This is a genomic window from Enterococcus florum (assembly GCF_004309355.1).
Lineage (GTDB): Bacteria > Bacillota > Bacilli > Lactobacillales > Enterococcaceae > Enterococcus_A > Enterococcus_A florum.
Genome location: NZ_BJCC01000013.1, coordinates 143,411 through 165,405, shown reverse-complemented (window position 1 = coordinate 165,405; position 21,995 = coordinate 143,411). Strand labels below are relative to the sequence as shown.

The 21,995-nt window shown below is 41.6% G+C and carries 19 protein-coding genes; 13 read left to right on the top strand and 6 right to left on the bottom strand.

Translation table 11 applies throughout. The annotated features are described in order from the left end of the window. The first annotated feature begins 22 nt into the window (after nt 1-22). The 9 genes from NRIC_RS08755 to NRIC_RS08715 all read left to right on the top strand — a co-directional run bounded on the left by NRIC_RS08755 (nt 23) and on the right by NRIC_RS08715 (nt 11,691). Nucleotides 23-910, top strand: a complete 888-nt coding sequence (locus NRIC_RS08755; protein WP_146622314.1) for a class C sortase — start codon at nt 23-25, stop codon at nt 908-910. Nucleotides 911-940: 30 nt separating this feature from the next. Beyond that, nucleotides 941-1,711 (top strand): winged helix-turn-helix domain-containing protein, encoded by a 771-nt coding sequence (locus NRIC_RS08750; protein ID WP_146622313.1) that lies wholly within the window; start codon nt 941-943, stop codon nt 1,709-1,711. Between the two features lie 734 nt (nt 1,712-2,445). Then, the gene (locus NRIC_RS08745; protein WP_146622312.1) at nt 2,446-3,558 is read left to right on the top strand and encodes a tyrosine-type recombinase/integrase; all 1,113 of its coding nucleotides are present in this window, start codon (nt 2,446-2,448) and stop codon (nt 3,556-3,558) included. A gap of 367 nt (nt 3,559-3,925) precedes the next feature. Beyond that, nucleotides 3,926-4,600 (top strand): helix-turn-helix domain-containing protein, encoded by a 675-nt coding sequence (locus NRIC_RS08740; RefSeq protein ID WP_146622311.1) that lies wholly within the window; start codon nt 3,926-3,928, stop codon nt 4,598-4,600. A gap of 78 nt (nt 4,601-4,678) precedes the next feature. Continuing rightward, nucleotides 4,679-5,218: a signal peptidase I gene (locus NRIC_RS08735; RefSeq protein WP_175580042.1), complete on the top strand. Its 540-nt coding sequence runs from the start codon at nt 4,679-4,681 to the stop codon at nt 5,216-5,218. A gap of 60 nt (nt 5,219-5,278) precedes the next feature. Beyond that, the gene (locus NRIC_RS08730; RefSeq protein ID WP_146622309.1) at nt 5,279-6,253 is read left to right on the top strand and encodes a BsaA family SipW-dependent biofilm matrix protein; all 975 of its coding nucleotides are present in this window, start codon (nt 5,279-5,281) and stop codon (nt 6,251-6,253) included. Between the two features lie 119 nt (nt 6,254-6,372). Beyond that, nucleotides 6,373-7,089, top strand: coding sequence for an LPXTG cell wall anchor domain-containing protein (locus tag NRIC_RS08725; RefSeq protein ID WP_146622308.1), 717 nt, complete (start codon nt 6,373-6,375; stop codon nt 7,087-7,089). A 172-nt stretch (nt 7,090-7,261) separates the two neighbouring features. Continuing rightward, nucleotides 7,262-7,855, top strand: a complete 594-nt coding sequence (locus NRIC_RS08720) for a hypothetical protein (RefSeq protein WP_146622307.1) — start codon at nt 7,262-7,264, stop codon at nt 7,853-7,855. 14 nt (nt 7,856-7,869) lie between these two features. Further along, complete coding sequence (locus NRIC_RS08715) at nt 7,870-11,691, top strand: RCC1 domain-containing protein (RefSeq protein ID WP_146622306.1); 3,822 nt, start codon at nt 7,870-7,872, stop codon at nt 11,689-11,691. Between the two features lie 106 nt (nt 11,692-11,797). Here the strand turns inward: NRIC_RS08715 and NRIC_RS08710 are convergent, their stop codons facing one another. From NRIC_RS08710 to NRIC_RS08690, 5 genes are all read right to left on the bottom strand, one after another. Continuing rightward, a complete protein-coding gene (locus tag NRIC_RS08710) occupies nt 11,798-12,460 on the bottom strand; it encodes an ABC transporter permease (RefSeq protein ID WP_146622305.1) in 663 nt (220 codons plus the stop codon). 5 nt (nt 12,461-12,465) lie between these two features. Then, entirely contained in the window at nt 12,466-13,383 is a 918-nt protein-coding gene (locus NRIC_RS08705; RefSeq protein WP_146622304.1) for an osmoprotectant ABC transporter substrate-binding protein, read from the bottom strand. 3 nt (nt 13,384-13,386) lie between these two features. Continuing rightward, the gene (locus tag NRIC_RS08700) at nt 13,387-14,022 is read right to left on the bottom strand and encodes an ABC transporter permease (protein WP_146622303.1); all 636 of its coding nucleotides are present in this window, start codon (nt 14,020-14,022) and stop codon (nt 13,387-13,389) included. A 2-nt stretch (nt 14,023-14,024) separates the two neighbouring features. Next, entirely contained in the window at nt 14,025-15,203 is a 1,179-nt protein-coding gene (locus tag NRIC_RS08695) for a betaine/proline/choline family ABC transporter ATP-binding protein (RefSeq protein ID WP_146622302.1), read from the bottom strand. 267 nt (nt 15,204-15,470) lie between these two features. Beyond that, a complete protein-coding gene (locus NRIC_RS08690) occupies nt 15,471-16,361 on the bottom strand; it encodes a VOC family protein (protein WP_175580040.1) in 891 nt (296 codons plus the stop codon). A gap of 160 nt (nt 16,362-16,521) precedes the next feature. On the opposite strand from NRIC_RS08690, the gene queA reads away from it, so the two are divergent. The 3 genes from queA (at nt 16,522) to NRIC_RS08680 (ending at nt 19,250) form a co-directional block, all read left to right on the top strand. Next, complete coding sequence (queA, locus tag NRIC_RS08685; protein WP_146622300.1) at nt 16,522-17,553, top strand: tRNA preQ1(34) S-adenosylmethionine ribosyltransferase-isomerase QueA; 1,032 nt, start codon at nt 16,522-16,524, stop codon at nt 17,551-17,553. A 397-nt stretch (nt 17,554-17,950) separates the two neighbouring features. Continuing rightward, the gene (locus NRIC_RS19280) at nt 17,951-18,127 is read left to right on the top strand and encodes a hypothetical protein (protein WP_175580039.1); all 177 of its coding nucleotides are present in this window, start codon (nt 17,951-17,953) and stop codon (nt 18,125-18,127) included. A gap of 169 nt (nt 18,128-18,296) precedes the next feature. Beyond that, nucleotides 18,297-19,250, top strand: a complete 954-nt coding sequence (locus tag NRIC_RS08680) for a tocopherol cyclase family protein (protein WP_146622299.1) — start codon at nt 18,297-18,299, stop codon at nt 19,248-19,250. A gap of 179 nt (nt 19,251-19,429) precedes the next feature. Here the strand turns inward: NRIC_RS08680 and NRIC_RS08675 are convergent, their stop codons facing one another. Beyond that, nucleotides 19,430-20,761 carry an FAD-dependent oxidoreductase gene (locus NRIC_RS08675; protein WP_146622298.1) on the bottom strand — a complete coding sequence of 444 codons (1,332 nt, stop codon included), beginning with the start codon at nt 20,759-20,761 and terminating at the stop codon, nt 19,430-19,432. A gap of 137 nt (nt 20,762-20,898) precedes the next feature. Here NRIC_RS08675 and NRIC_RS08670 point away from each other — a divergent pair, with 137 nt between their 5' ends. Next, nucleotides 20,899-21,693 (top strand): CPBP family intramembrane glutamic endopeptidase, encoded by a 795-nt coding sequence (locus NRIC_RS08670; RefSeq protein WP_175580038.1) that lies wholly within the window; start codon nt 20,899-20,901, stop codon nt 21,691-21,693. The last annotated feature ends 302 nt before the right edge of the window (nt 21,694-21,995 follow it).

The window sequence follows — 21,995 nt, the reverse complement described above, 5'->3', positions numbered from 1 at the left end:
TGCTTAAAAGGGACGATGGATGATGGAGAAGACGACAAGACAAAAAATCATATCAAGAGTCATCATGCCGCTGATTTTTCTGATTGGCTTAGGCATTCTCCTTTATCCGAAAATCAGCAACTACCTTTTGGTTCGTTCGCAAACGATGGTCGTGGAGCACTATGAGACCAAGGTCGCGGACTTGCCGAAAGAAAAAAAGGAAGAATTAAAAAAAAGTACGAAGGATTACAACAAATCTCGTGTCGAATCAACCCCTTCGCTGGGCAATACCTTCAGCGATGAAAAGGTTCAAAAAACCAAAGGAAATGCCGTGGATGATCAAGGCAATCAGATCTTCGACGTAATGCAGGCGATGCTGGGCGAATCGCTGGGAACTATCGAGATTCCGAAGATCGGACTTGTATCACCGATCTACAAAGGGACCAGCGAAGATATTTTACAAAAAGGCATCGGCTGGCTGGAGGGAAGCTCTCTACCATCAGGCGGCGAGAGTACCCACACGGTATTAACCGGTCATCGCGGATTGCCGACAGCGGAACTGTTCACCGATTTGCCGGAAGTCAAAAAGGGCGATCAGTTCGTCGTTACATATTTAGACGAAAAATTGGCGTATGAAGTGGATCAAATTCTGACGGTGAAGCCAGAAGAGACAGAGGCTTTGCGAATCGAACCGGGCAAGGATTATACCACCTTGATCACCTGTACGCCTTACATGGTCAACAGCCATCGATTGTATGTTCGAGGGCATCGAGTTCCTTACTCGAAGGAAAAACTGACCGCTCAAACAAAGGATACGAATCAGCAAATGACAAGCTATTTGATCATCGGGATTGCCTGCCTCATCGGGCTATTATTGATTATCGTTATTATTAAAAGACGCAGAAGGAAAAAGTCGGTCACCAAATCGTAGCTCTATCAATGAAAAAGGACGTGAAGGAAGATGAAGATCACGATATTATTACTAACAAAAAATGTGTTGGCCGAAGCCAGTTTGCAAAAAAAGCTGCAGCGTTTGAATTATGAAGTGTTTTGCTCCAGCAGCTTGCTGAAAAAAATCGAGCTGGAAGAAAGCTTGAGCCAATGCTTCAGTATGTTCCATTATACGATCATCAGCGAGACCGTTTCTGATTTTGAGATGAAGCAGATTTTGCCTCGATTGGCACAATCCTCAACGGTAGTGATCCGTAAGAGCGATCAACACGTCAAGAACGCTGAGCGAGAGACTTGGTATGAAGAAGGTGTGAAGTACTGGGTATCAAACGAATCTACCTTGGAAGAGCTGCGGGAGATCATGATCGATTCGATTCTGGAAACCAAAAATATGACCACTAATTATTTGTTCCACGCTACCGAAGAAAATCGCTTGCCGTTGATGACTCAGGAGGCTGAGTTGGGTAAAAAACGTTCCATGTCGATGATCGCTTTAAAACCAGTAGAACGGGCGATCTTAAATCGTTTGTACCAGTCCAAGGGGGAGATCGTTTCCCGCGAAGACATGTGCAAATACATTTGGGACGGAGTCATCAGCAATTCCAACATGGTCAAGCTGTCCGTTTCAGTCAAACGATTGCGAGAAAAGCTGCAGGTAGAAGGCCTGCCTGAGGACACAATCCAAACCATTTGGCGCAAGGGGTATCAATTGGCGGACCATTTCTTCTTACTTTATTGCAGTGATGTAGAGACTGACGAGGCAATAAGACAAACCAGCTAAAGAAATGACAGAACTAAATTCAAAATGGACGATTTTCAAAATAGAAAGTCGTCCATTTTTGAGTTCACCAACACTCATTGACGAAAAAACCTACTAAGAAGCCCAACCATCTTAAATCGATGATTGGGCTTTTTTCTATCCAGATGAATCTAGCGTTTCTCATATTGAAAATTAATGAATGAACTGCGAATATCGTAAAAGCATCAAACGAAGGTCTATTTTTTAGCTAGTGAATACATTATTTATAATAGATGAATGTGCTATTTAAGCTCAAAAATGCTAGTTTGAGGGGTAGAAAGTAACTTATCAAATAAATTCATTGTTTTTTAACAAAAGGAATAAAAGCATTTTTTGCCAAATAAAAACAATTGTTATTATTTAAATTTAATCTAAAAAGTGATTTTTTTTATTTTTTTTAAAAAAAGACTATACATTTGATGTGATTTTTATTTATAATGGATTAAAATAATTCTAACCATTGTTTTTTTCTTGATATAACAAAAAACAAGAAAAAACTTTATCGGAGCTACATTTTAATGTGTTAAAAACCATTTATTGTAATAATAATTATAAAATTTAACCAAGATTAAGTCAATGAATAATCCAAAAATAACTTTTTTTATTAATTGAATAAATTTTTTTGGAATTTGATTTAAAAATATTTGAGAAAAAGGTTGTTTTAATCATATTTTCTATAAGACGTCGGCTTAGCCGTCAAATCGAAAGGAGAAAACATGCGTAAAGGTGAAAATATATATAAAAGAAAAGATGGCCGCTGGGAAGGCCGTTACTTTAAAGGCAGACATGCCAATGGTCGTATCAAATATGGTTACATTTATGGAAAAAGTTATCAGGAAGTCCGAAAAAAACTGTATGAATACAAACTAATGTATCAACAAATCCTTGACGCTAATGGTGATCCGTACTTAACTTTTCAGGAATGGAACCTTAGATGGCTGTCAGAAAAACAACTAGAAATAAAACCTTCTACATATTCGAGCTATCAGTATAAATTCCATAAATACGTAAACCCAATTATTGGACATATTTCTCTGAATGAATTGAGAGAGAAACATGGAGACGAGTTGCTCAAAAGTATGCAGGAAAACAATCTGAATGCCAGCTCGATAAATAATATCTTCAGATTGACCATCAAATGTTTCCAGGCAGCCAAGAGAGAAAATAAGCTTCCGATTAATCCATTTGATCAGGTAAAACTTCCCAAAATCAAACGAGAAAAAGTTCGAGCACTGACGAAAAAAGAGCAACGGATGTTGGAGCAGGCCGCACTTTCAGAAAAGAAAGAAGGAAGACTGCCAGTCTTTTTATCGTTATATGCTGGATTGAGGATCGGCGAAATCTCTGCATTGCGCTGGGAAAATATCGATTTTGAAGAGAATTTGATCCGCGTCGATTCGACATATCAACGCATCCCGGGCAACAAAGCTGGAGAAAAAACTCAATTGATCTATGCTAGTTCTAAAACGAGATCCTCTGAACGGCATATTCCTTTTGGAAACAAGCTGAAACAAATGCTGCTGGAGCACAAAAAATACATTCAAGGAGAGTTTGTCTTTGCCAAGAATGGCCATCCATTTGAGCCCAGACTCATCACGTATTATTTTCATAAAATCAGAAAAAGAGCGCAATTGCCGCATATTCATTTCCATCAGCTGAGACATACCTTTGCTACAAGATGTTTAGAGACCAATGGAGACATTCCTTCAGTAAGTGCATTGTTGGGACATGCTTCCACTCAGATGACGTTGGACACTTATGCAGATGCCATGCTCGAACAGAGAATTGAAGTCATTCTTTCTATGGAAAAAGGAATTGAGATCGATTGATCCACTAAAACAGAACTGAAAATGCTGAATTGTCCGTCATTATTTGACGGGCTTTTTTTTTTGGCGAATTTTTTTATGCGCCGTCTATCCTCGTCAAAGTTAAAAATAAACATTGATTTCTCACTTGTTTTTTACCTTTTCTTGTTTTTTGTTATATCAAGAAAAGTTGATGTAACAGGGAAAGCATTTGATGGTATATAGTAACGTTTGTTTTTTATAAACATACGCTAATTGTAGTATAAATCTCCCGTATGTCAATAAATCCTCTTGGGTTTAGGAAAAAAGAGAAAAGTGAAATGAATTTTATATGCCGGAGATTTCAGCATTTCTTGAAAGAAACAAACTATAAAAAGGAGCGGATCTGCAAATGAAGAAAATCATGGTTCTGACCAAGAATATTTTAGCTGAAGTAGACTTGCAAACGAAGCTGCAGCAGTTAAATTTCGAGGTGTTTGTTACATCCCAAACAATGGATGGACTTTTTTTGGATCAGATGCCTTCCGCTTGCCTGAATTATTTTGATTTCATTGTCATTAGTGAACTAATTACCGAAAGTGAAATGAATACCATATTGCCCTTTTTACAGCAGAACGGGATGCCTATTTTCCGCAAGGTAGACAAGGTAGTGTCTGAAAATGTAAAAAAGGATATTCAGAACAATATATTAAGTGGGTGGATTTGTGCATCAATGCCTAAGGATCGGCTGCGGGATTTGTTTTCTTCTAAGAAACTGGTCACATCAGAGAAAACGGAGGGTTGTACTTTCGGTAAACGAGTTTCTTTGACTGATCTGCCTTTATCAAAAAATGAAAAAAAATTCTTTTCAATCATTTATGAAAGCAATGGCAAACTGGTGACCAGAGAAGAGCTGTGTCTGCAGATTTGGAAAAGATGTGATCATTCGACCATGAGCCAGCTTTCTTCGATCAAGAAAAGGATCGAAAAAAAGCTTAGGGATCAGCAATTGCCGGATGAGTTCGCCAAAACTTCTTGGGGAAAAGGCTATGTAATGAACCAACATCTATATGAATATATCGCATAGAAAAAGTAATTGAAATAATTTTTCAGTAAATTACTGTTATTTGTTATGCAAAAAAAGACGTTTGAAGGATGGATTTTAGTGAAAAAAAAAGTGTATTGGTTCTTTAATCTTATTTTTTGGGTTTTGTTAATTGCGATCGTTGGAGCAGCAGTGATGTTCCGTTTTAGTGATAAAACGGATAAATCATTGTTTGGCTATCGAATATATACCGTTGCGACGAATTCGATGAACACAGAGGCGCCATTAAGCGAGCGGTTCAAAGGACAAAGCTTTGAAAAAGGCGATGTCATCGTTGTTAAGATCAAAAAAGCAAAGGACATTGTTGTCGATGATGTGGTGACCTTTGTTCCGACTGGGATCGAGGATGGGTCTGTCTATCTGACTCACCGTGTTGTTTCTGTCGATGAAAAGAAAGATACCTTCATTACAAGAGGAGACGCAAATAATATGGATGATCCAGAAATATCTGGCAAACAGATCATCGGGACGGTCCAATTTGCAACTCCTTTTGTCGGACGATTGCTGGAATTTATCAGAGACAATCTTGTTTTAAGCATTGGGGTGGGAGCGGTCTTTCTCCTATCTATTGGAATGATTCAACGGAAGTTTTTCACGTAAGGCTTTACAAAAAGTGTCACAACTTTTTGATAGCATAAAAAATTTTAAGGGGGATTCTAAATGAATTCGAAAAAGAAGAGAGCGTTAGGGGTATCACTAGTTTTAGCAATTGTTTTGGTACTAGCTGGAACATATGCTTGGTTCACATCTACTGATAACGTAACCAACAAATTTAAAACAGGTGCGTTGCCAGATGGCTCCGTGAAGATCGTCGAGGACTTTGAAGAACCAGATCCATGGTTGCCAGATCAAGAAGTGAAAAAAGAAGTCGGCGTACTAAGCAACAGTAACACAGATGTAGTTGTTCGTCTTTCCTTTAAAGAAACTTTGCAAAAAATGGAAGCAGATGGCAATAAGTTGAAACAGTATGCTTATGACACTGACCAAGACTCTGATACGACACTCGTTCCTGTACCATCTGTTGACTTTGCAGCAAATGGCTATGAAACACCTGCAGATTTAGGATTGACACCTAGTGGCGTTCCTGCTGGCATGACGCTTGTTGGTAAAGAAGTAATGACAGGTAAATACGAATTTGCATTGTACCGTACAGATGCGACAAGCGGTGACTTGTACAAGATGGATGCAGACTTTGCATACGATCTAACAGCGTCAACAGTCACTGTCACAAATGTGAAATACTTGTACTACAAACTTGGCACAACAGCAACAAAAGACTGGGCAACAGCACCATCTCCTGCTACAGCAGATATTACAAAATCAGCAATTGATGACAAAATCTTATTGGGTTATTCAAGTGATGTAGACACTGCTGCAGCGACTGCTGGCAAATGGGCGTATGATCCTGCAGGCGGTTGGTTCTACTACATTGGCAAACTGGCACCAGGTGAAGTTTCTCCATTGATTTTGGAAACAGTGAAACTAGACGGCAGCGCAGATAATACGTATCAATTAATGGACTACGCATTGGATGTTCGTATCGAAGCATTGCAAGCAACAGAAGAAGCGATCGATGGCGGCGGATTCCCAGGAATTCCAACAAGTATTGCCAATGCAATCAAAGCTGCGCTATAAGAAGAAGCTAGACAGTACGATATATCAAAAGATTCAGATAGCACCTCAAAAAACAAGAATCATCAGATTTCTTTGTGATAACAGCTGTTTGGAAAATTGCAAAGAATAGGAGTGAGATTGTGGAACGACTTAAAAGAATGCTTGTCGTATTATTGGTCTTGATCCTATCTGCTATACCATTTCAAAAAGCTTCGGCGGCAGAAACCAATCTGCCCGATGGTTTTTTAGTCGGAGATGAGAGTGGGATAAATGTTTCAAAAGATGGGGGCTACTTTTTCAACCTAGATGATTTGCAGCCAGGTGATACTGTTAAAAGGAATTTGATTATCAAAAATACCCTGGACGAAGATTACCAGCTGAAGCTGGCGATCGAACCAAAGTCCAAATCGGGAAAAGTTGATTTGATCGAAAACATGTCCATGCAGATCCTATTGGAAGATCAAGAAGTCTATCAAGGCAATTTAAGCAACGACAAGAGTGGAAGCAAGGAGGTTTCTTTCGGAACGATACCTGCAAAATCAGAAATCCAAGCAGTGATCAATCTGCGAGTAAACGAGATTGAAAACTGGAACCAAGTCTATTTTTCAGGTCCGAGTGAAGCAGAGGTTGATTGGATATTTACAGCCGTCCATACCGAAAAGAAAAAGGATGAGCTGCCAAAAACGTCTGGGGAGTCCCCTGGTTCGCCTGCCAGTCCTTCGAGCCCTTCTGGTTCGAACAGCGGCAAAGTATTGCCGCGTACTGGAGAACGAATCAATAATGGACTATTCGCACTAGGCATCCTTCTTGTTGCAGCAGTATGCTTTATGAAAATGAAACAAAAAAGATCTGAATAGGATAGAAATGTTGTAGTGCATGTAAATTGAGAATACTAACGAAACTGGTGCTCTTCAACAACAATTTTGAAGGCACCAGTTTGTTGTATTGAAATGAGGTGATGCAGTTTTGAAGAATCAGCTACACACTTATCTAAAAAGATTCACTGAGAAATGGAGAAGCATACGGAAATTGTCAAAAGGCATGGTAGCAGCCTTAACGGTCAGTCTGGTACTGCTGTCGACTTTTGCTTGGTTTATGACGACAGATTCTGTACAGAATAATTTCAAGTCAGGAAATCCTTTGTTCAATGTTGGTTTGGAGGATGATTTTGATCCGCGGGACGAAGTTGAACTGGATGAAGAAGTTGATAAAGTGGTTGCAGCGAAGAATACCGAAGATATCGATGCCTTTGTACGAATCATGGTATTTCCAACGGCACAAAAAGACGGAGAAATCTTTGAAGTGAATCTAGGAGACCAAGTAACCTTGATCGGAATCGATGACACGCAGTGGAAGGATGGAAAGGACGGCTACTATTATTATCTTGGCAAGCTGGCACCTGGACAAACGACACCGAACTTGTTTGAGAAGGTCAAGATCAGTATTCCTGATGAGCAAAAAGAGGAGTACAAGGATGTAAAATTCGATATCGTTGCGAAGACGGAAGCGATTCATACGAAGAGCAACGATTATCGAATCTCATGGTGGGGGAGTGCGAATGCACAGACAACAGATCCACTAAAAACGATAGACGAAAAATTGCAGGAGATACTAGCCGGCTAGAAAGGAGCTAGAGAATGTTTAAGTTTAAGAAAAGAAGTGTTTTTGTAATCGCAGCTGCAGCATTACTAGCTCTTTTGGCTAGTACGATGCAGCAGGTGACGAACGCAGAAGAGACAGATGCTGGTTTATCAACTGGTAATAGTGGAAGTGTCTTTTCTGGCAATAGTCCGTTAGCTATTCCTAGTGACTTGTGGCCTGTAGACATAACACCTATACCCGATACTAATGCAAGAACTCCAGAGTTAGCTTCTGCAATCAGGTTTAAGGGGATTGCGAATAATGAAGCTTCTGGTGCTGCAATAGATTATCAAGGCTATGTTTGGACTTGGGGGCACAATGCGAATGGAAAATTAGGAGCGGGTGTTGCTGAGGAGGCACGGTATTTCGGAGGAATGAAGCGACTTCCTTTTTTTGTGGATAATGACATAAAGGTTAAGGAAATTGTAACTAGTTATCGAGCCTTTTTTGCTCTCACAGAAGATGGAAAGATCTATGCTTGGGGAAATGGTGCAAGAGGAAAAATGGGGAATAATAGTCTAGCTGACGCCCATTCTCCCGTAAAAGTACAAATTCCAGAAACTGAAAAAGTTATTGCTGTTGAATCAGGAGATGATACCTCTAATGATGCTGTTTTTGCAGTCACAGAAAGTGGAAAAGTGTATGCTTGGGGAATTGGTGGACTAGCTTATGGTAGACGCTTGATCCCTATTTCAGGATTGCCAAATGACAACCCTGTACCAATGGAGGTGCCAGCATTAACGGCCCTTGTTGAAAGCGAAGGATTTAAAGAGATTGCTATGGGGTATCACCACGTCCTTTTTCAAACCGAAGAAAATCTTTATAGTTGGGGGATGTCAACTTACGGGGTGCTTGGGAGAGGTGCAGGGGCACCGGACACATTAACTCCAACAAAAATACCATTCTTTGAAGGTAAAGAAATTCTAGATATAGATGTTGATTACTATACTAATTTGGTACTCACTTCAGAAAATGAAATTTACCGTTGGGGAAGTATTGCAGGAAAGTTAGGAAGTTATCATACCACCGTAAACTCACCTGAGTTGACAGAAATTGACACAAATCTTGTATCATATGTTCCAACTATGACACAAGTTCAAGCCTCAAGATATGGTGGTTCTGCAGTAGACCATCACGGACGAATTTGGGTTTTTGGTTACAATGTCCACTATAATTTTTTAACAGATGGACAATTGTTTGGAACGGCTTCGGCAGCTTCACCTTATGATTTTACACAACCTTCAAGAGGAAAACTTAATCAGTATTTAAGTAAATTCACTCAGCTTCCAAGAACGATGGGTGATGGTGATACGGAAAGCGCTTTGTGGGGAGCAGCTGAGAAGCCAGGCGTAAAATCACCTGTGTTTACAGATGTGCTGAACAGTTCATTAAATGCTAGAACTTCTATAACGCTTGATAACTATCGAAATTATGGTAACTGGTCTGAATTAGATGGAAAGCATCCAACGATCTATGACAAAAAGTATTATCAGACAGTTGGAACCATTGGAACAGTAACCACTAATAATGCAGCTGGAAAAAGAGCGGCTCATAGCAGAGTCTATCTTATAGATGAAGAGGGAAATAAATTAGTTTATGTCGTTCATCGTAGTAAGAATTTAGCGAATGCAATTAGCGGAAATTACTATATCGCTTCAGATAACTACACTGGAGACTGGTTCGTGGACAATCGAACTACTACAGATTTACCTGCAGGAGTTACTGAAAAAACAAGTGTGCCAGCGATTAAGGAAAGCGAACGAAGTTGGATCGAACTGTCTACTGGTGGAGAGCCGAATGATTTTACTGGGAAACAACATGCGGTAACAGAAGTTCCTTTTGTGGACCAATTGTCGTTATACGAATCTACTGCAACTATTTTAGATTCAGCAGGGAATATCTACAAACAGACATTCAATGGATCTGGAAATATCGCATGGGGCTGGGATTATGTAGCGGCATATGACCATGAATCAAATGGTAATCCGACTGTGAATGGCTTATACGATTCTTATTGTTATGAATTGATGTTCATGCGTGGAGCGCCTCGAGCTACACCAGGTGATATAAAGATAAGTGCACCTATGGAAAAACATTACAAATCACAAAACGCTTCTGAAAATGTGAAGATCGAAGTTGGTCTAGGCAGTGCTTACCACAGCCCACAGTTGAATCTAACTATCGAACCGGAATTAAAGGATGCAAGATATGTGGTCATGCCGTATGACAGCGATGACCCTAATTCGGCAATCGTAAGTCCGACTGAGGATGAGTTTAATGCCGCATATACTGCCGCATCAACTTTAGGTTATACTGCGTTCGATTTAGCAGAAGAAAATGGTTGGAAAGGTATCAAACAAGGAATAGGTCAGCCAGAAGTCAAATTGACCGATGAAAGTATTACAATTGAAGATAATTGCATCGTTTGGGTACTTGTAAAGACAGACTATTATCAAGCAGAACCTGTCAATATCCAACGAAAAGTTTTCGACAACTTCTACACAGATGCAACAATCAAACATCAAGGTGTAGAACATGATAAAACGAGCAATATCTTATACAAAGCTACTGATAAAAACGTAACAAAAGTAACCAACGATGGCATCGCTAAGCTAGTCGGGTTCCCATTAGACAAGAATGGAAAAATAATCGGGACACCAACGGCACCACCAACGTTTGGCTACGACAAAGCGAAGGTAGCGAAGTTGAGTGATGCGGAATGGTCAGCTATCTTTGATACAACGGACGTGAAGGACGAACTGGTAACGAAGCATCGACAAGATCTGGTCGCGAAAACCAAAAAAGACTTTGAAGACTCAGGCAATACCTGGACACAGGCGATCGAGGATCGAATCGTGGCTTGGATCAATACCTGGATCGAAGAATGGGTCGAGGATGAATGGCTGCCGAAATACAAAGCAGCTTGGGAATTTTATACACCTCAGGCAGCAGAAAAGACGTATGAGCTAAATGGTGTAGCCGATGCAACAAACAACGACAATTTGGAAGCAGATGAAGGCGAGCTAGCGGTTTGCGAAAATTATACTCATTCCTTCCACTATCAGAAAAAGGACGAAGCGTATGCCAAGGTACATTATTTAGGCGTAGATGATGAAGGCGAAAAGCTTGATCCATTCAAGATGGCTTCAGAAGACGTGCTGCGGGATGTCTCCTACAAACGAATTCCGCCAGATTTACTGGTTGATTCAGTGGAGTACACGCCTGATCAGTACAAGCAGACCAATGGAACACCAGCAACAACGTTTCCAATCAATGTAACTGGCGCAACAGACATTGGAACAAATGGCGACCTAACCTTTAAGGTCCCAGCAAGCACAGCAGAAATTACAGTAAATGTGATCTATAAAGCATTTACTTCAATACAGCTGCATGTTCGCCAAGTCATCCAAAATCCGAACTCATCGGTTAAGAAACCAAGTAACGGGTTTATGTCATTGGATAATGTGAAATTGCCTAGCTATGATCAAATGGTTACCAGAAAAAATATCACTACGCACAGTGGAGATATCAATAAAACAGTTCCATACAATGAATATACTGTTTCCTTGGAAAAAGGATACAAAGGAATTAAGGTGAATTGGATCACACCACAGTATTATGAATACATTGGCTTCGTGCTAAGTGAGGCGGAGAGTGGTCAAGACATTACTAATTTGAACAATTCCAAAAATATTCATTTGGACTGTGATGGTACAGAAGAGTATTGGCTAACGATTTATTTAGAGCCGGATACGACAATCAATGACTATGCGTGGGATCAGAAGACCAATGATTTTGGGAAGATCAAAGTTCCTTAGGGTAGTTGCGATATGTTCTAAAACGAGCTCATTGTTTCAGAATAGGTAGTAAACACATAAAAACGAGTGGATTCTGTATTTCTGGAATCCACTCGTTTTTTCTATTTTATTTGCTTGTCTTCGTTGCGGGGTCCAGCCTGCGTTCAACGATCCCTAGTAGCCAGTCGGTAATGATCGCCATTAAAGCTGTTGGCAACGCACCGGCTAAAATAATCGAAGTGCCGTTAGTGGCATTAGTCCCTCGAATGATGATGTCGCCTAATCCGCCGGCTCCTACGAAGGCTCCGATAGCAGTAATCCCGATAGCGACCACTAAGGCATTTCGGATTCCGGCCATGATAACAGAAACGGATAGGGGCAACTCAATCATATACAAACGCTGCAGGGAAGTCATGCCCATCCCTTTGCCGACGTCTAAGGCGTTGCTGTCGACTTGTCTCATGCCGGTGTACGTATTTTTGATGATCGGCAGCAAAGAGTACAAGAAGACCGTCAGGATGACTACGTTGACGCCTAGGCCCAAGCCAAGCATCAAAATAGAGATCATCGCCAGCGAGGGAATCGTTTGAATGATATTGGCAATTCGAATCACCCAATTGGCTAACTTGTAATGTTTCGAGATGAAGATCCCGATCGGAATCCCCACGATTGCCGCAAAAATCACGCCATAGATCGAGATCAAGAAGTGGCGAAAGAATTGGGTAAAGACATAGCTGCCATTGACCTGAAAATATTCAATGAATTGTTGAAAGGTGTTCATATTCTCCATGCCGCTCACTTCCCTTCAAAGTATCGATGCTCGTCCAAGAATTCTTTGGCGACCATTGCTGGCTCCATCAAATCGTTGTCCGCTCGAAAGTTTAATTTTTGCATTTGCTCGGTATCGATAGTTCCAGCTAATTTGTTCAAGGCTTCTCGAAGCTTTGGATTTTTTCTTAATATCTCGTCAGTTGCGACTGGGGCTGCATCGTAAGGCGGGAAGAAACTCAAATCATCCTCCAGCATTACCAAGTCATAGCTGGCGATCCGTCCATCCGTTGAATAACCCAGCACGATATCCATTCGTCCGGCATCGACCGCATCGTAGACCAATCCGATCTGCATCGGCAGAATCGATGAAAATTCAAAGCCGTATGTTTCCTTGAAGCCGTCATAGCCATCGCCTTCACGAGTGATCCAGGCAGTATCTACACCGGCCGTCAGCTCTCCGGCTACATTTTGCAGATCGCTGACCTTTTTCAAATTGTATTGTTCCGCTGTGTCTTTACGGACGAGAAAAACATAGGTATTATCGAAGCCGTAAGAAGGGAACCACGTTTGCTGGTACCGCTTCTCGAATTCGGTACTGACGATATCAAAGGCCTTTTTAGGGTCCTTTTCCGCTGGCAAACCTAGCGTCGTCGTAACATCGGTACCCGTATAACGAGCAGCTGAGATCGAGGCGTCGTTGTTCATCATCGCCTGGTGATTGATGGTCGTGGTAGCCAAGTTGTTGATCACGGTAGTATCTAAATCAGTATAATGCTCCACCATTCCAGCTACGAGGCTTCCTAAAATCTGTGCTTCAGAGGTCACGCCACCGGTTATCCCGACGGTGTCTTCGCCGTCATTTGAAGAAAGACCGGGGAAGGAACAGCTGCTTAGAAAAAGAAGAGACAATCCGAGAACCACTAAGTATTTTACTTTTTTCATGGATTACTCCTCCTTTCGCAACGCGTTTGGCGTCATTCTATTTTCTAATATGCCTAACAAGAAGTCAGACAACAAAGCAATCAGGATTACCGGAATCGTTCCTGCAAAGATCAATGGCGGTTGGAAATTGTTCAGTCCGCTGAAGATTAAATCGCCCAGACCGCCTGCTCCAATGTAGGAAGCCAGAGTGGCCCATGCTATGACATAGACAGCGCCTAAACGAATTCCAGCCATGATCGTAGGGATGGCGATCGGCAGTTCAACACTAATGATCGATTGCAGATTGGTCATGCCCATACCTTTGGCTACATCACGATAATTCCGATCAACACCCTTCATTCCGATATAAGTGTTTCGCAAAATCGGCAGCAAGGAGTAGATAAATAACGCAATGATCGCCGGCAGCTTGCCAACACCAAAGAAGGGAATCATCAAGGCCAGCAAAGCTAATGAAGGAACGGTCTGCAGCACACTGGCTACACCGATCACGACATTGGCGACTTTCGGCAGACGGGTCAGCAGGATGCCTAGTGGCACAGCCACGAGAATCCCCAGAGCAAGTGCAAAAGCGGAGATATAGAGATGCTCGGCGCTTTTTGTCAGGATCTGTCCTCCATATTCATTAATAAATTGTTGCATGGTTACGCCTCCTCACTAGCAGCCGTAACATTTCCAGCAGCATTGATGATATTGTCCTCTTCTCCCCACAGCACATCATAGATGATGTCCACTAGAGAGACCCGAGTCAAAATGCCGACTAAATGCTTTTTGTCATCAACGACTGGTACATATTTCACACCGCGCTTCAAGATCTTTTGCAGACTGTCTCGCAGCAGAGCAGATTCTTTTACATAAAATACATTTTTATTGAAGATATCACCGACACTGGTCGCTGTGCCGCGCCGGCGTTCACGTTCAATGGTTTCTACATCTACAAAGCCTTTTAAGGTGTTGCTTTCGTCAACGACCAGCAGCGTATCGACACGCTTTTCTCTCATGAGATGAACGGCGGTTTGCAGTCCTTTTTCAGGAGTGATCGAAACGGCTGTGTTCATCATAATTTCGCCAACGGTGGTTACATCTGATTTGGCCTGCAGCAGACGATCTTCGCCGATCAGTTCTTCAACGAATTCATTTGCCGGGTTGTGAAGAATATTTTCTGGGGTATCAAATTGAATGACTTTGCCGCTGTCCATCACGGCGATTCGATTGGAAAGTTTAAGTGCTTCATCCATGTCATGGGTAACGAAAACGATGGTTTTACCTAAGCGTTCTTGCAGATCCTTGACAAGATCCTGTAGCGAGTCACGGGTAATCGGGTCCAAAGCGCCAAAGGGCTCGTCCATCAGGATAATGTCTTGATCTGCTGCCAAGGCACGTACTACACCGATCCGTTGTTGTTGTCCGCCAGACAGCTCATGGGGATAGCGATCCAGCATATCGCGAGGCAGCTCGACAAGGTCGATCATTCGTTCCGCTGTTTTATCTCGCTTTTCTTGATCGACTTTTAACAGCTTTTGGACAAGTGTGATGTTTTCCCGAATCGTCATATGCGGCATCAATCCAATGTTCTGAATGACATAACCGATCTGACGGCGCAGCTCAACAGGATTTTTCTTTTGAATATCTTCTCCGTCGATTTTAATGACACCTGCACTAGGATCGATCATTCGATTGATCATTCGCATCGTCGTTGTTTTTCCGCTTCCGCTGGTACCGATCAGACAAATAAATTCCCCCTTGTTGAAAGAGAGATTTACGTCTTCGATCGCTACTTTATTGCCTGGATATATCTTTGACACATTTTCAAATTCGATCATATTTTTCCACCCTTAAATCCTTTCAATGGTTTTCTTATAATAATAGTATGCTATAAATAATAGCATAAATGCAAATGGTATGCTTCAAAAATTGCGTAGAATCAAATTTTTAGTCGGATCAAATGGGTTTTAAAATAACTATAATTAGTAATCAATATGTTTTTTGAATGAGAAGAAAACCTATAAAATGAAAAAGCTAAGAGGAAATTTGCAATAAAAGATAAAAAACAATCCCTCAAATAATTTTGAGGGATTGAAGAAATTTGATTATTTTTCTGGATAAAGGTGCGCTTCGATCTCTTTTCGTTGCTTCGCAAGAAAAGGCGGCAGTGCCAATGTCTCGCCTAAATGATCTATGTCCTCGTCGATTGTAAAACCAGGTCCTAGTGTCGCAAATTCCACTCGATTGCCACCGGGTTCACGAAGATATAGACTCTTGAAATACCCGCGGGAAACCAGCTGCTCGACCTGCCACTGTTCGTTTAACGCCTTTTGATGAAGCTGATGGAGCGCTTCTTCATCTTTCACCGCAAAAGCCACGTGATCGATACTGCCTCTGCCCATGTGAGTTGGTCTCGTAGAGTTCGAAGGCAAAATGCGAACGTACGCCTGTTCATTCAACGTGAGAGTATCATCAACAGTCGGCCAATCAAGAAATTGATGAAAAAAGTCAATGGTCTTCTGGGGCTGAGCCACGTGAAAATCGATCGAACGCAATCCCAATAATTGTTTGTCTGCAGGAATGTTGCTTTCTACAGAGAATTCCTCTTGGATAGGCTCTAGATCGGTCTCTACGAAAACCAAGGCCACGCCATCAGGGTCGGGAAACGTCAGCGTATTGTCTTGTCTATCTGCAACGATCCCGCTTTGTTTCAAACGGGAGACCCAGAAATCCAAACTCCCTTGAGGCAGATTCCAGCCAATCGTGGACAGATAATGATCGTTGTCATAGCGGTTGCCTAATTTTGGGACGACGAAAAAAGTGATGACCGAACCTGGCGAGCCTTGATAATCGCCATAGTAATAATGAAGCATGCGATGATTTTCTTGATTGATCGTATTCTTCACAAAACGCAATCCCAGCAAGTCAGTATAAAAAGCTAAATTTTCTTCTTTATGTCGGGTTAAAAGGGAAACATGGTGGAAATTTTTCATCATAAGACTCCTTTCTTCAATGAATGTTCTTATTTTTAGTAAGTATAGTACAAGTCCTGGCAGAAACAAAAAGAGTTGCTTTCCATTCTGAGAGCCACGTGTTAGAATAGCCGAGGAAATGTGAACCGGATTAAGAAGATAACCGTAGAAATAAGGAGAGCTTATGTTAACGACAGAAGATTTTGATTTTGAATTACCCGAAGAGCTGATTGCTCAAACCCCATTGGCCCAACGAGACAGCTCACGATTACTGGTACTGGATCGTAAGTCTGGTGAGATCGAAGACAAACACTTTAATGAAATCATAGATGAATTAACTGCCGGGGATGCATTGGTCATGAACGATACCCGTGTTTTGCCCGCTCGGCTCTATGGTGTGAAGCCGGATACCGGCGGACACTTAGAAGTATTGCTGTTGAACAATACCCACGATGATGAATGGGAAACCTTGATCAAACCTGCCAAGCGTGCAAAAGTCGGTACCGAAATCGTGTTTGGAGATGGCCGATTGAAAGCCGAGGTCAAAGAAGAGTTGGAACACGGCGGCCGAATCATCACTTTTCAATATGAAGGAATTTTTTTGGAGAACCTCGAATCTTTAGGAGAAATGCCTTTGCCGCCGTATATCAAAGAACGTTTGGAAGATCCTGACCGCTATCAAACAGTGTATGCCAAAGAAAACGGCTCAGCAGCAGCGCCAACAGCCGGCTTGCACTTTACCCCGGAATTGCTGCAGGCTATCGAAGCGAAGGGAGTCAAATTAGTGTATTTGACCCTGCACGTTGGACTAGGCACGTTTCGTCCAGTCAGTGTGGACAATATTTCGGAGCATCACATGCACAGCGAGTTCTACCGACTTTCTGAAGAGGCTGCAGCTCAGTTGAATGACGTTCGAGCAAATGGCGGAAAGATCATCGCTGTTGGAACTACTTCGATCCGGACATTGGAAACGATCGGGTCCAAATTTGATGGAGCGATCAAAGCAGACAGCGGCTGGACGGATATTTTCATCACGCCAGGCTATGAATTCAAAGTTGTTCAAGCCTTTTCCACCAATTTCCACCTGCCAAAATCTACGCTGGTGATGCTGGTCAGTGCCTTTGCTGGCAGAGAACAAACCTTGGCGGCTTATCATCATGCGATTGAAGAACGGTATCGCTTCTTTAGCTTTGGGGATGCGATGTTTGTGAAGTAGAACGATTTTTAGAGGCTGTGACAATGTCATCGCCTCTTTAAAAACCGCCTGATCGGTGTGACTAAAGCAGTTTTTTCGGAAATCTGCCGAATATTCGCAAAAATAGGAGAAGCCATTTTCGGATTATCCAGCCTGTTTCTCGGAGCCAAGGCTTTTGTAACAGCCTTTTTTGTGGTCTCTGCGAAGTGGGATTTAAAAAATTGCGCAAGCAGAGAACCAATCTATCCCCAATCACGAAAGTTTGAGAATAATCCAAACTTTTTACTTTTTAGATGATAAAATCATTTCCTATTCAAACTTTATTCCCTCATAATAAGAATTAGAAACAAGCGGAAGCGGCTTGAAAGGTCACCTGAGTTGTTCATGATAGGGTTTCAGAAAAAGAGGAGCTGGGAAAATGAATCAGAAAAAATGGTACGCACAATTCTGGTATGCCGCAGCTAAATTGATTGGGGTTCTATGGATTTTACTGTGTTTTGATGGTTGGTACAAAGTGTTGTTTGCGGCTATATGGGTTCTTTTGGCAGGTATAAATGTTTACCGAGGCGTGATCTATTATAAACAAGGAGTTTAAAAGGCGTAGTAATGAGAAAGCAAAATGATAGTCAAAAACATTCCTATACAAGAAGGGATGTTTTTTTTGTAACGATACGTGTGTTCAAAGGCCTATTCTTAGCTGCTTTTTCAACTGTTCAGTATAATGAATGTAGATGAAACCGTTTCGATGAAAGGATGATCGAAGAATGGCGATAACCACAGACCTTTATTATCACGGAGAAACCAAGCAGCATTCCTTCTTTGAAGGCTGGTATTTAAAGCATCAGGTAGATCAACAAACGTATGCATTTATTCCAGGAGTATCGATTGAAAAGGATGGTAGCAGGCATCCGTTTATTCAAATCATCCACGATGAGAATTCTCATGTGATCCATTTTGAGGCGAAGGATTTTTTTGCCAAAGAGGATGCTTTTTATGTACGCATTGGAAACAATGTGTTTAGCGAAAAAGGCGTTTCATTGGATATTCACGATGAGAAAGAAAATTTGTTTATCTCCGGCCAAATCATGTACGGACCGTTTTCGCCAATTCAACGCAGCAGGTATTCACCAAGTATTATGGGGCCTTTTTCTTACTTGAGCTTTATGGAGTGCTACCATGGTATTTTGAGTATGGGGCATTTTCTTCAAGGCACTCTGAATTGGAATGACCAAGTGATCGAATTTTCCGGCGGAACTGGTTATATTGAAAAAGATTGGGGAACGTCCTTCCCTAAGGCCTATATTTGGGTACAATCCAATGAGTTTCGACAAAAGGACGTTCAATTTTTCTTTTCACTGGCGGATATTCCTTTTCTTGGTTTTGAGTTTTTAGGATTGATCTGTGTTCTGGTGATCAATGGTAAGGAATATCGAATTTCCACGTATCATGGCGGAAAAGTCGAGTCGATCCTCCGTGAACATGGCCAATTAATAGTGACGCTTAAACAAAAAAATCTAGCTCTGAAAATAGCAGCTGATTGTCAGGCTGGTCACGCTTTATTGGCACCAAGCCAAGGTGAAATGAACCGAATTATTCGTGAAAATGCCAATACGACGATTAGAATTCGTTTATTTGAACAAGACAGACAGGCATTTGTGGGGGAAGGTCGTATGGCCGGGTTTGAAGAGGTAGGCCAAGTTGGTTCTTTTAACTATTGATTATCCTTTAGCCAGAAATTATCTATCACTTTATAAGGAGAAAAGGAAACTTCGCTCTGTAAATAGAAAAAACTAGCACATTTAGACGTCAAAAAACAGAGGCAGAACAGTCTACCCGACAAGTTCTCCCTCTGTTTTTCTAGAATTTCAACACTTTGAAAAACGGTAAGCCTTAGCCATTACTCACTCAACACGTCATTCAGCGCTTCTGACATCGTTGGGTGGGTATAAATCTGATCTCGCAATATTTGATAAGGCAGATCCGCCTTCATTGCTAAAGCAATCAGATTGATGACTTCATGGGATTCTTCACTATAAATTACCGCACCAAGAATTTTATCCGTTTGCTTGTCTACCATGACTTTGAAAACCCCCGTTGGATCTTCTAAAACCTGCGCTTTCGGAACGCCTGCAGTCGCGAAGTTGAAGGTTTTGTAGTCGTAGCCTGCAGCTTGGATCTCTTTTTCACTCAGACCAACACGAGACAATGGCGGCGTTAGAAAGACGGTGTAAGGAACAAATTTCCGGTCAGCAGTAGAACGTTCCCCTTTTCCTAGCAGCTGATCCTTGACGATTCGATAGTCATCCAAAGAGACATACGTAAATTGGGGCCCCCCATTCACATCACCAATGGCCCAAACATTGTCAACAGTGGTTTGCAGCTTGTCATTGACTTTGACAGCGCCTCTGTCTGTGGTTTCAATACTTGTGTTTTCCAACTTCAAGCTTTTAGTGTTTGGCTTGCGGCCTGTGGCAACTAAAATCGCATCGCCGGTGATGATGTGTTCAGAGCCCTTTTCATAGGCAACTTGAACACCGTCTTGGTCTTCTGTTACGTTTTTTATTGTTGCTCCTAATTCAAAATCAATGCCTTTTCCTGTTAAATCGTGATAGATCATCTCAGAAATATCTTGGTCTTCTTTAAACATAAATTCGGTGTGAGGGTCCAGTACAGTTACCTGGCTGCCATAGTTGGCAAACATCGAAGCAAATTCCAATCCGATATAGCCTGCACCGATAATAATCAATCGTTTAGGTAATTCTGGCAATTCCATTGCTTCTTTAGAAGTAACGATCCGTGAGCTCAACTCAAGACCAGGAATATCAGGGATAACAGGGGTAGAGCCAGTATTAATGAAGATCCGTTCGCCCCGAATTTCTTGATGCGTGCCATCAGCCAATTCAACAGCTAGTTCATGATCAGATAAAAAGCTGGCTGTTCCAGTCCAAACCTCACCAGTCGGTTGATCAGCCACCATATGGTAATTTTTATTCCGCAGCTTGGCGGTCAATTCGCCACGATGTTCGACTGCTTCAGTAAAGGGCAGTTTTCTTTCGCTATTAACAATCAAGGACTTGGAAGGAATACAGCCAATATTGATGCAGGTTCCGCCGTACATTTGATCAGAAGCTTCAATCATCAAAACCTCTTCGCCGTGCACCGCCAAATTTTTAGCCAACGTTTTGCCGCCTTTGCCAAATCCAATAATCACGTTTTTATAGTTTTTCATCTTTCAGCCTTCTTTCTGCGTCCATTATAGCAAGGGGCTTTTGATTGCGAAAACATTCTGCCTTTTCACAAGACGAATCGTTTCTATTTTTTAATGAATCCTAGTATGATTGCCGTAAGTCAAGGAGGATGAGAGAGATGAAAAATAAAACCAAGCTGTGGCCGAGGCTGATTGGCAGCTGGCTGATCGTAATTGCCTTATTGTTTCTGGTCTCATTTCTTATACCTAAATCTTTTTCAGCAACCAGCAAGCTGGTAATTCAAAACACCATCATGCTGCTTGCTACTTATCTCTTAGGCAAATTCTTAATCCAAATCAGACCACGCTTTTTCTCTAAAAGCAGACTGTTGTCGCAATTACTTGTGGTTTTGCCAGTGCTGCTTTATTTGGCAATCATGGTTTTTGGAACAGCAGTGAATCTATCAAATGAATCGGGAAACATCGCTTCTGTTTTTGTAAATGCGGCTATCTTAGGACTGTTTGCTGCCTTATTTGAAGAGTTTTACTTCCGAGGTCTGCTGCAAACGGCTATTTTTCGGGCTTATTCGGGAGCGAAATCCATTTATCTGTCAGTCTTTATCTCAAGTATACTGTTCTCTCTTAGTCACTTGATCGTAAATTACTCTCCAGGTGAAGCATCTGGAGTAGTACTACAAACGATTGCCACCTTTGGTTCAGGTCTTTATATGGCTGCCTTGTTTTTAAGAACAAGGAACATTCTGTGGCCATTATTGCTGCATGGAGTAAATGATTTTGTCAGTATTGCTTCGACTGGCGGAAGTATTGCCCCGTCTAGCACGCAAACAGGTGGTGGAATTGGGTTGCAGCTGATCACCACACTGATTTTCATTGTGATCGCCTTGTTTATTTTGCGAAAGAGTAAGCATGAGGAGATTATTAGTCAGTTTAGTGAAGGGAATATACAGCATTAAACAGAGAAATCTGCTTAGATTAGAAAAGCGATTCAAGCAGGGATCTCATTCCCTTTAAAAGACAAAAATAGCGGACACCTCTCAAGAATCTATTAATGATTTTCGGGAGGCGTTTTTTCTTGAGAGAACAAAAAAACAAGGACAGCCATGCTTGAGAGAGTAAATGGATATTTTAAACTAAAAGAAAGCGTTGACATCAAAAGAACCCTCCTTTAGAATAATAGATGAGAAAACTTAAATCAAAGCAACGGTGGCAGTTGCTGCTTTGAGTATGTTACTGATGATGCAGGCAGAACTCAAAT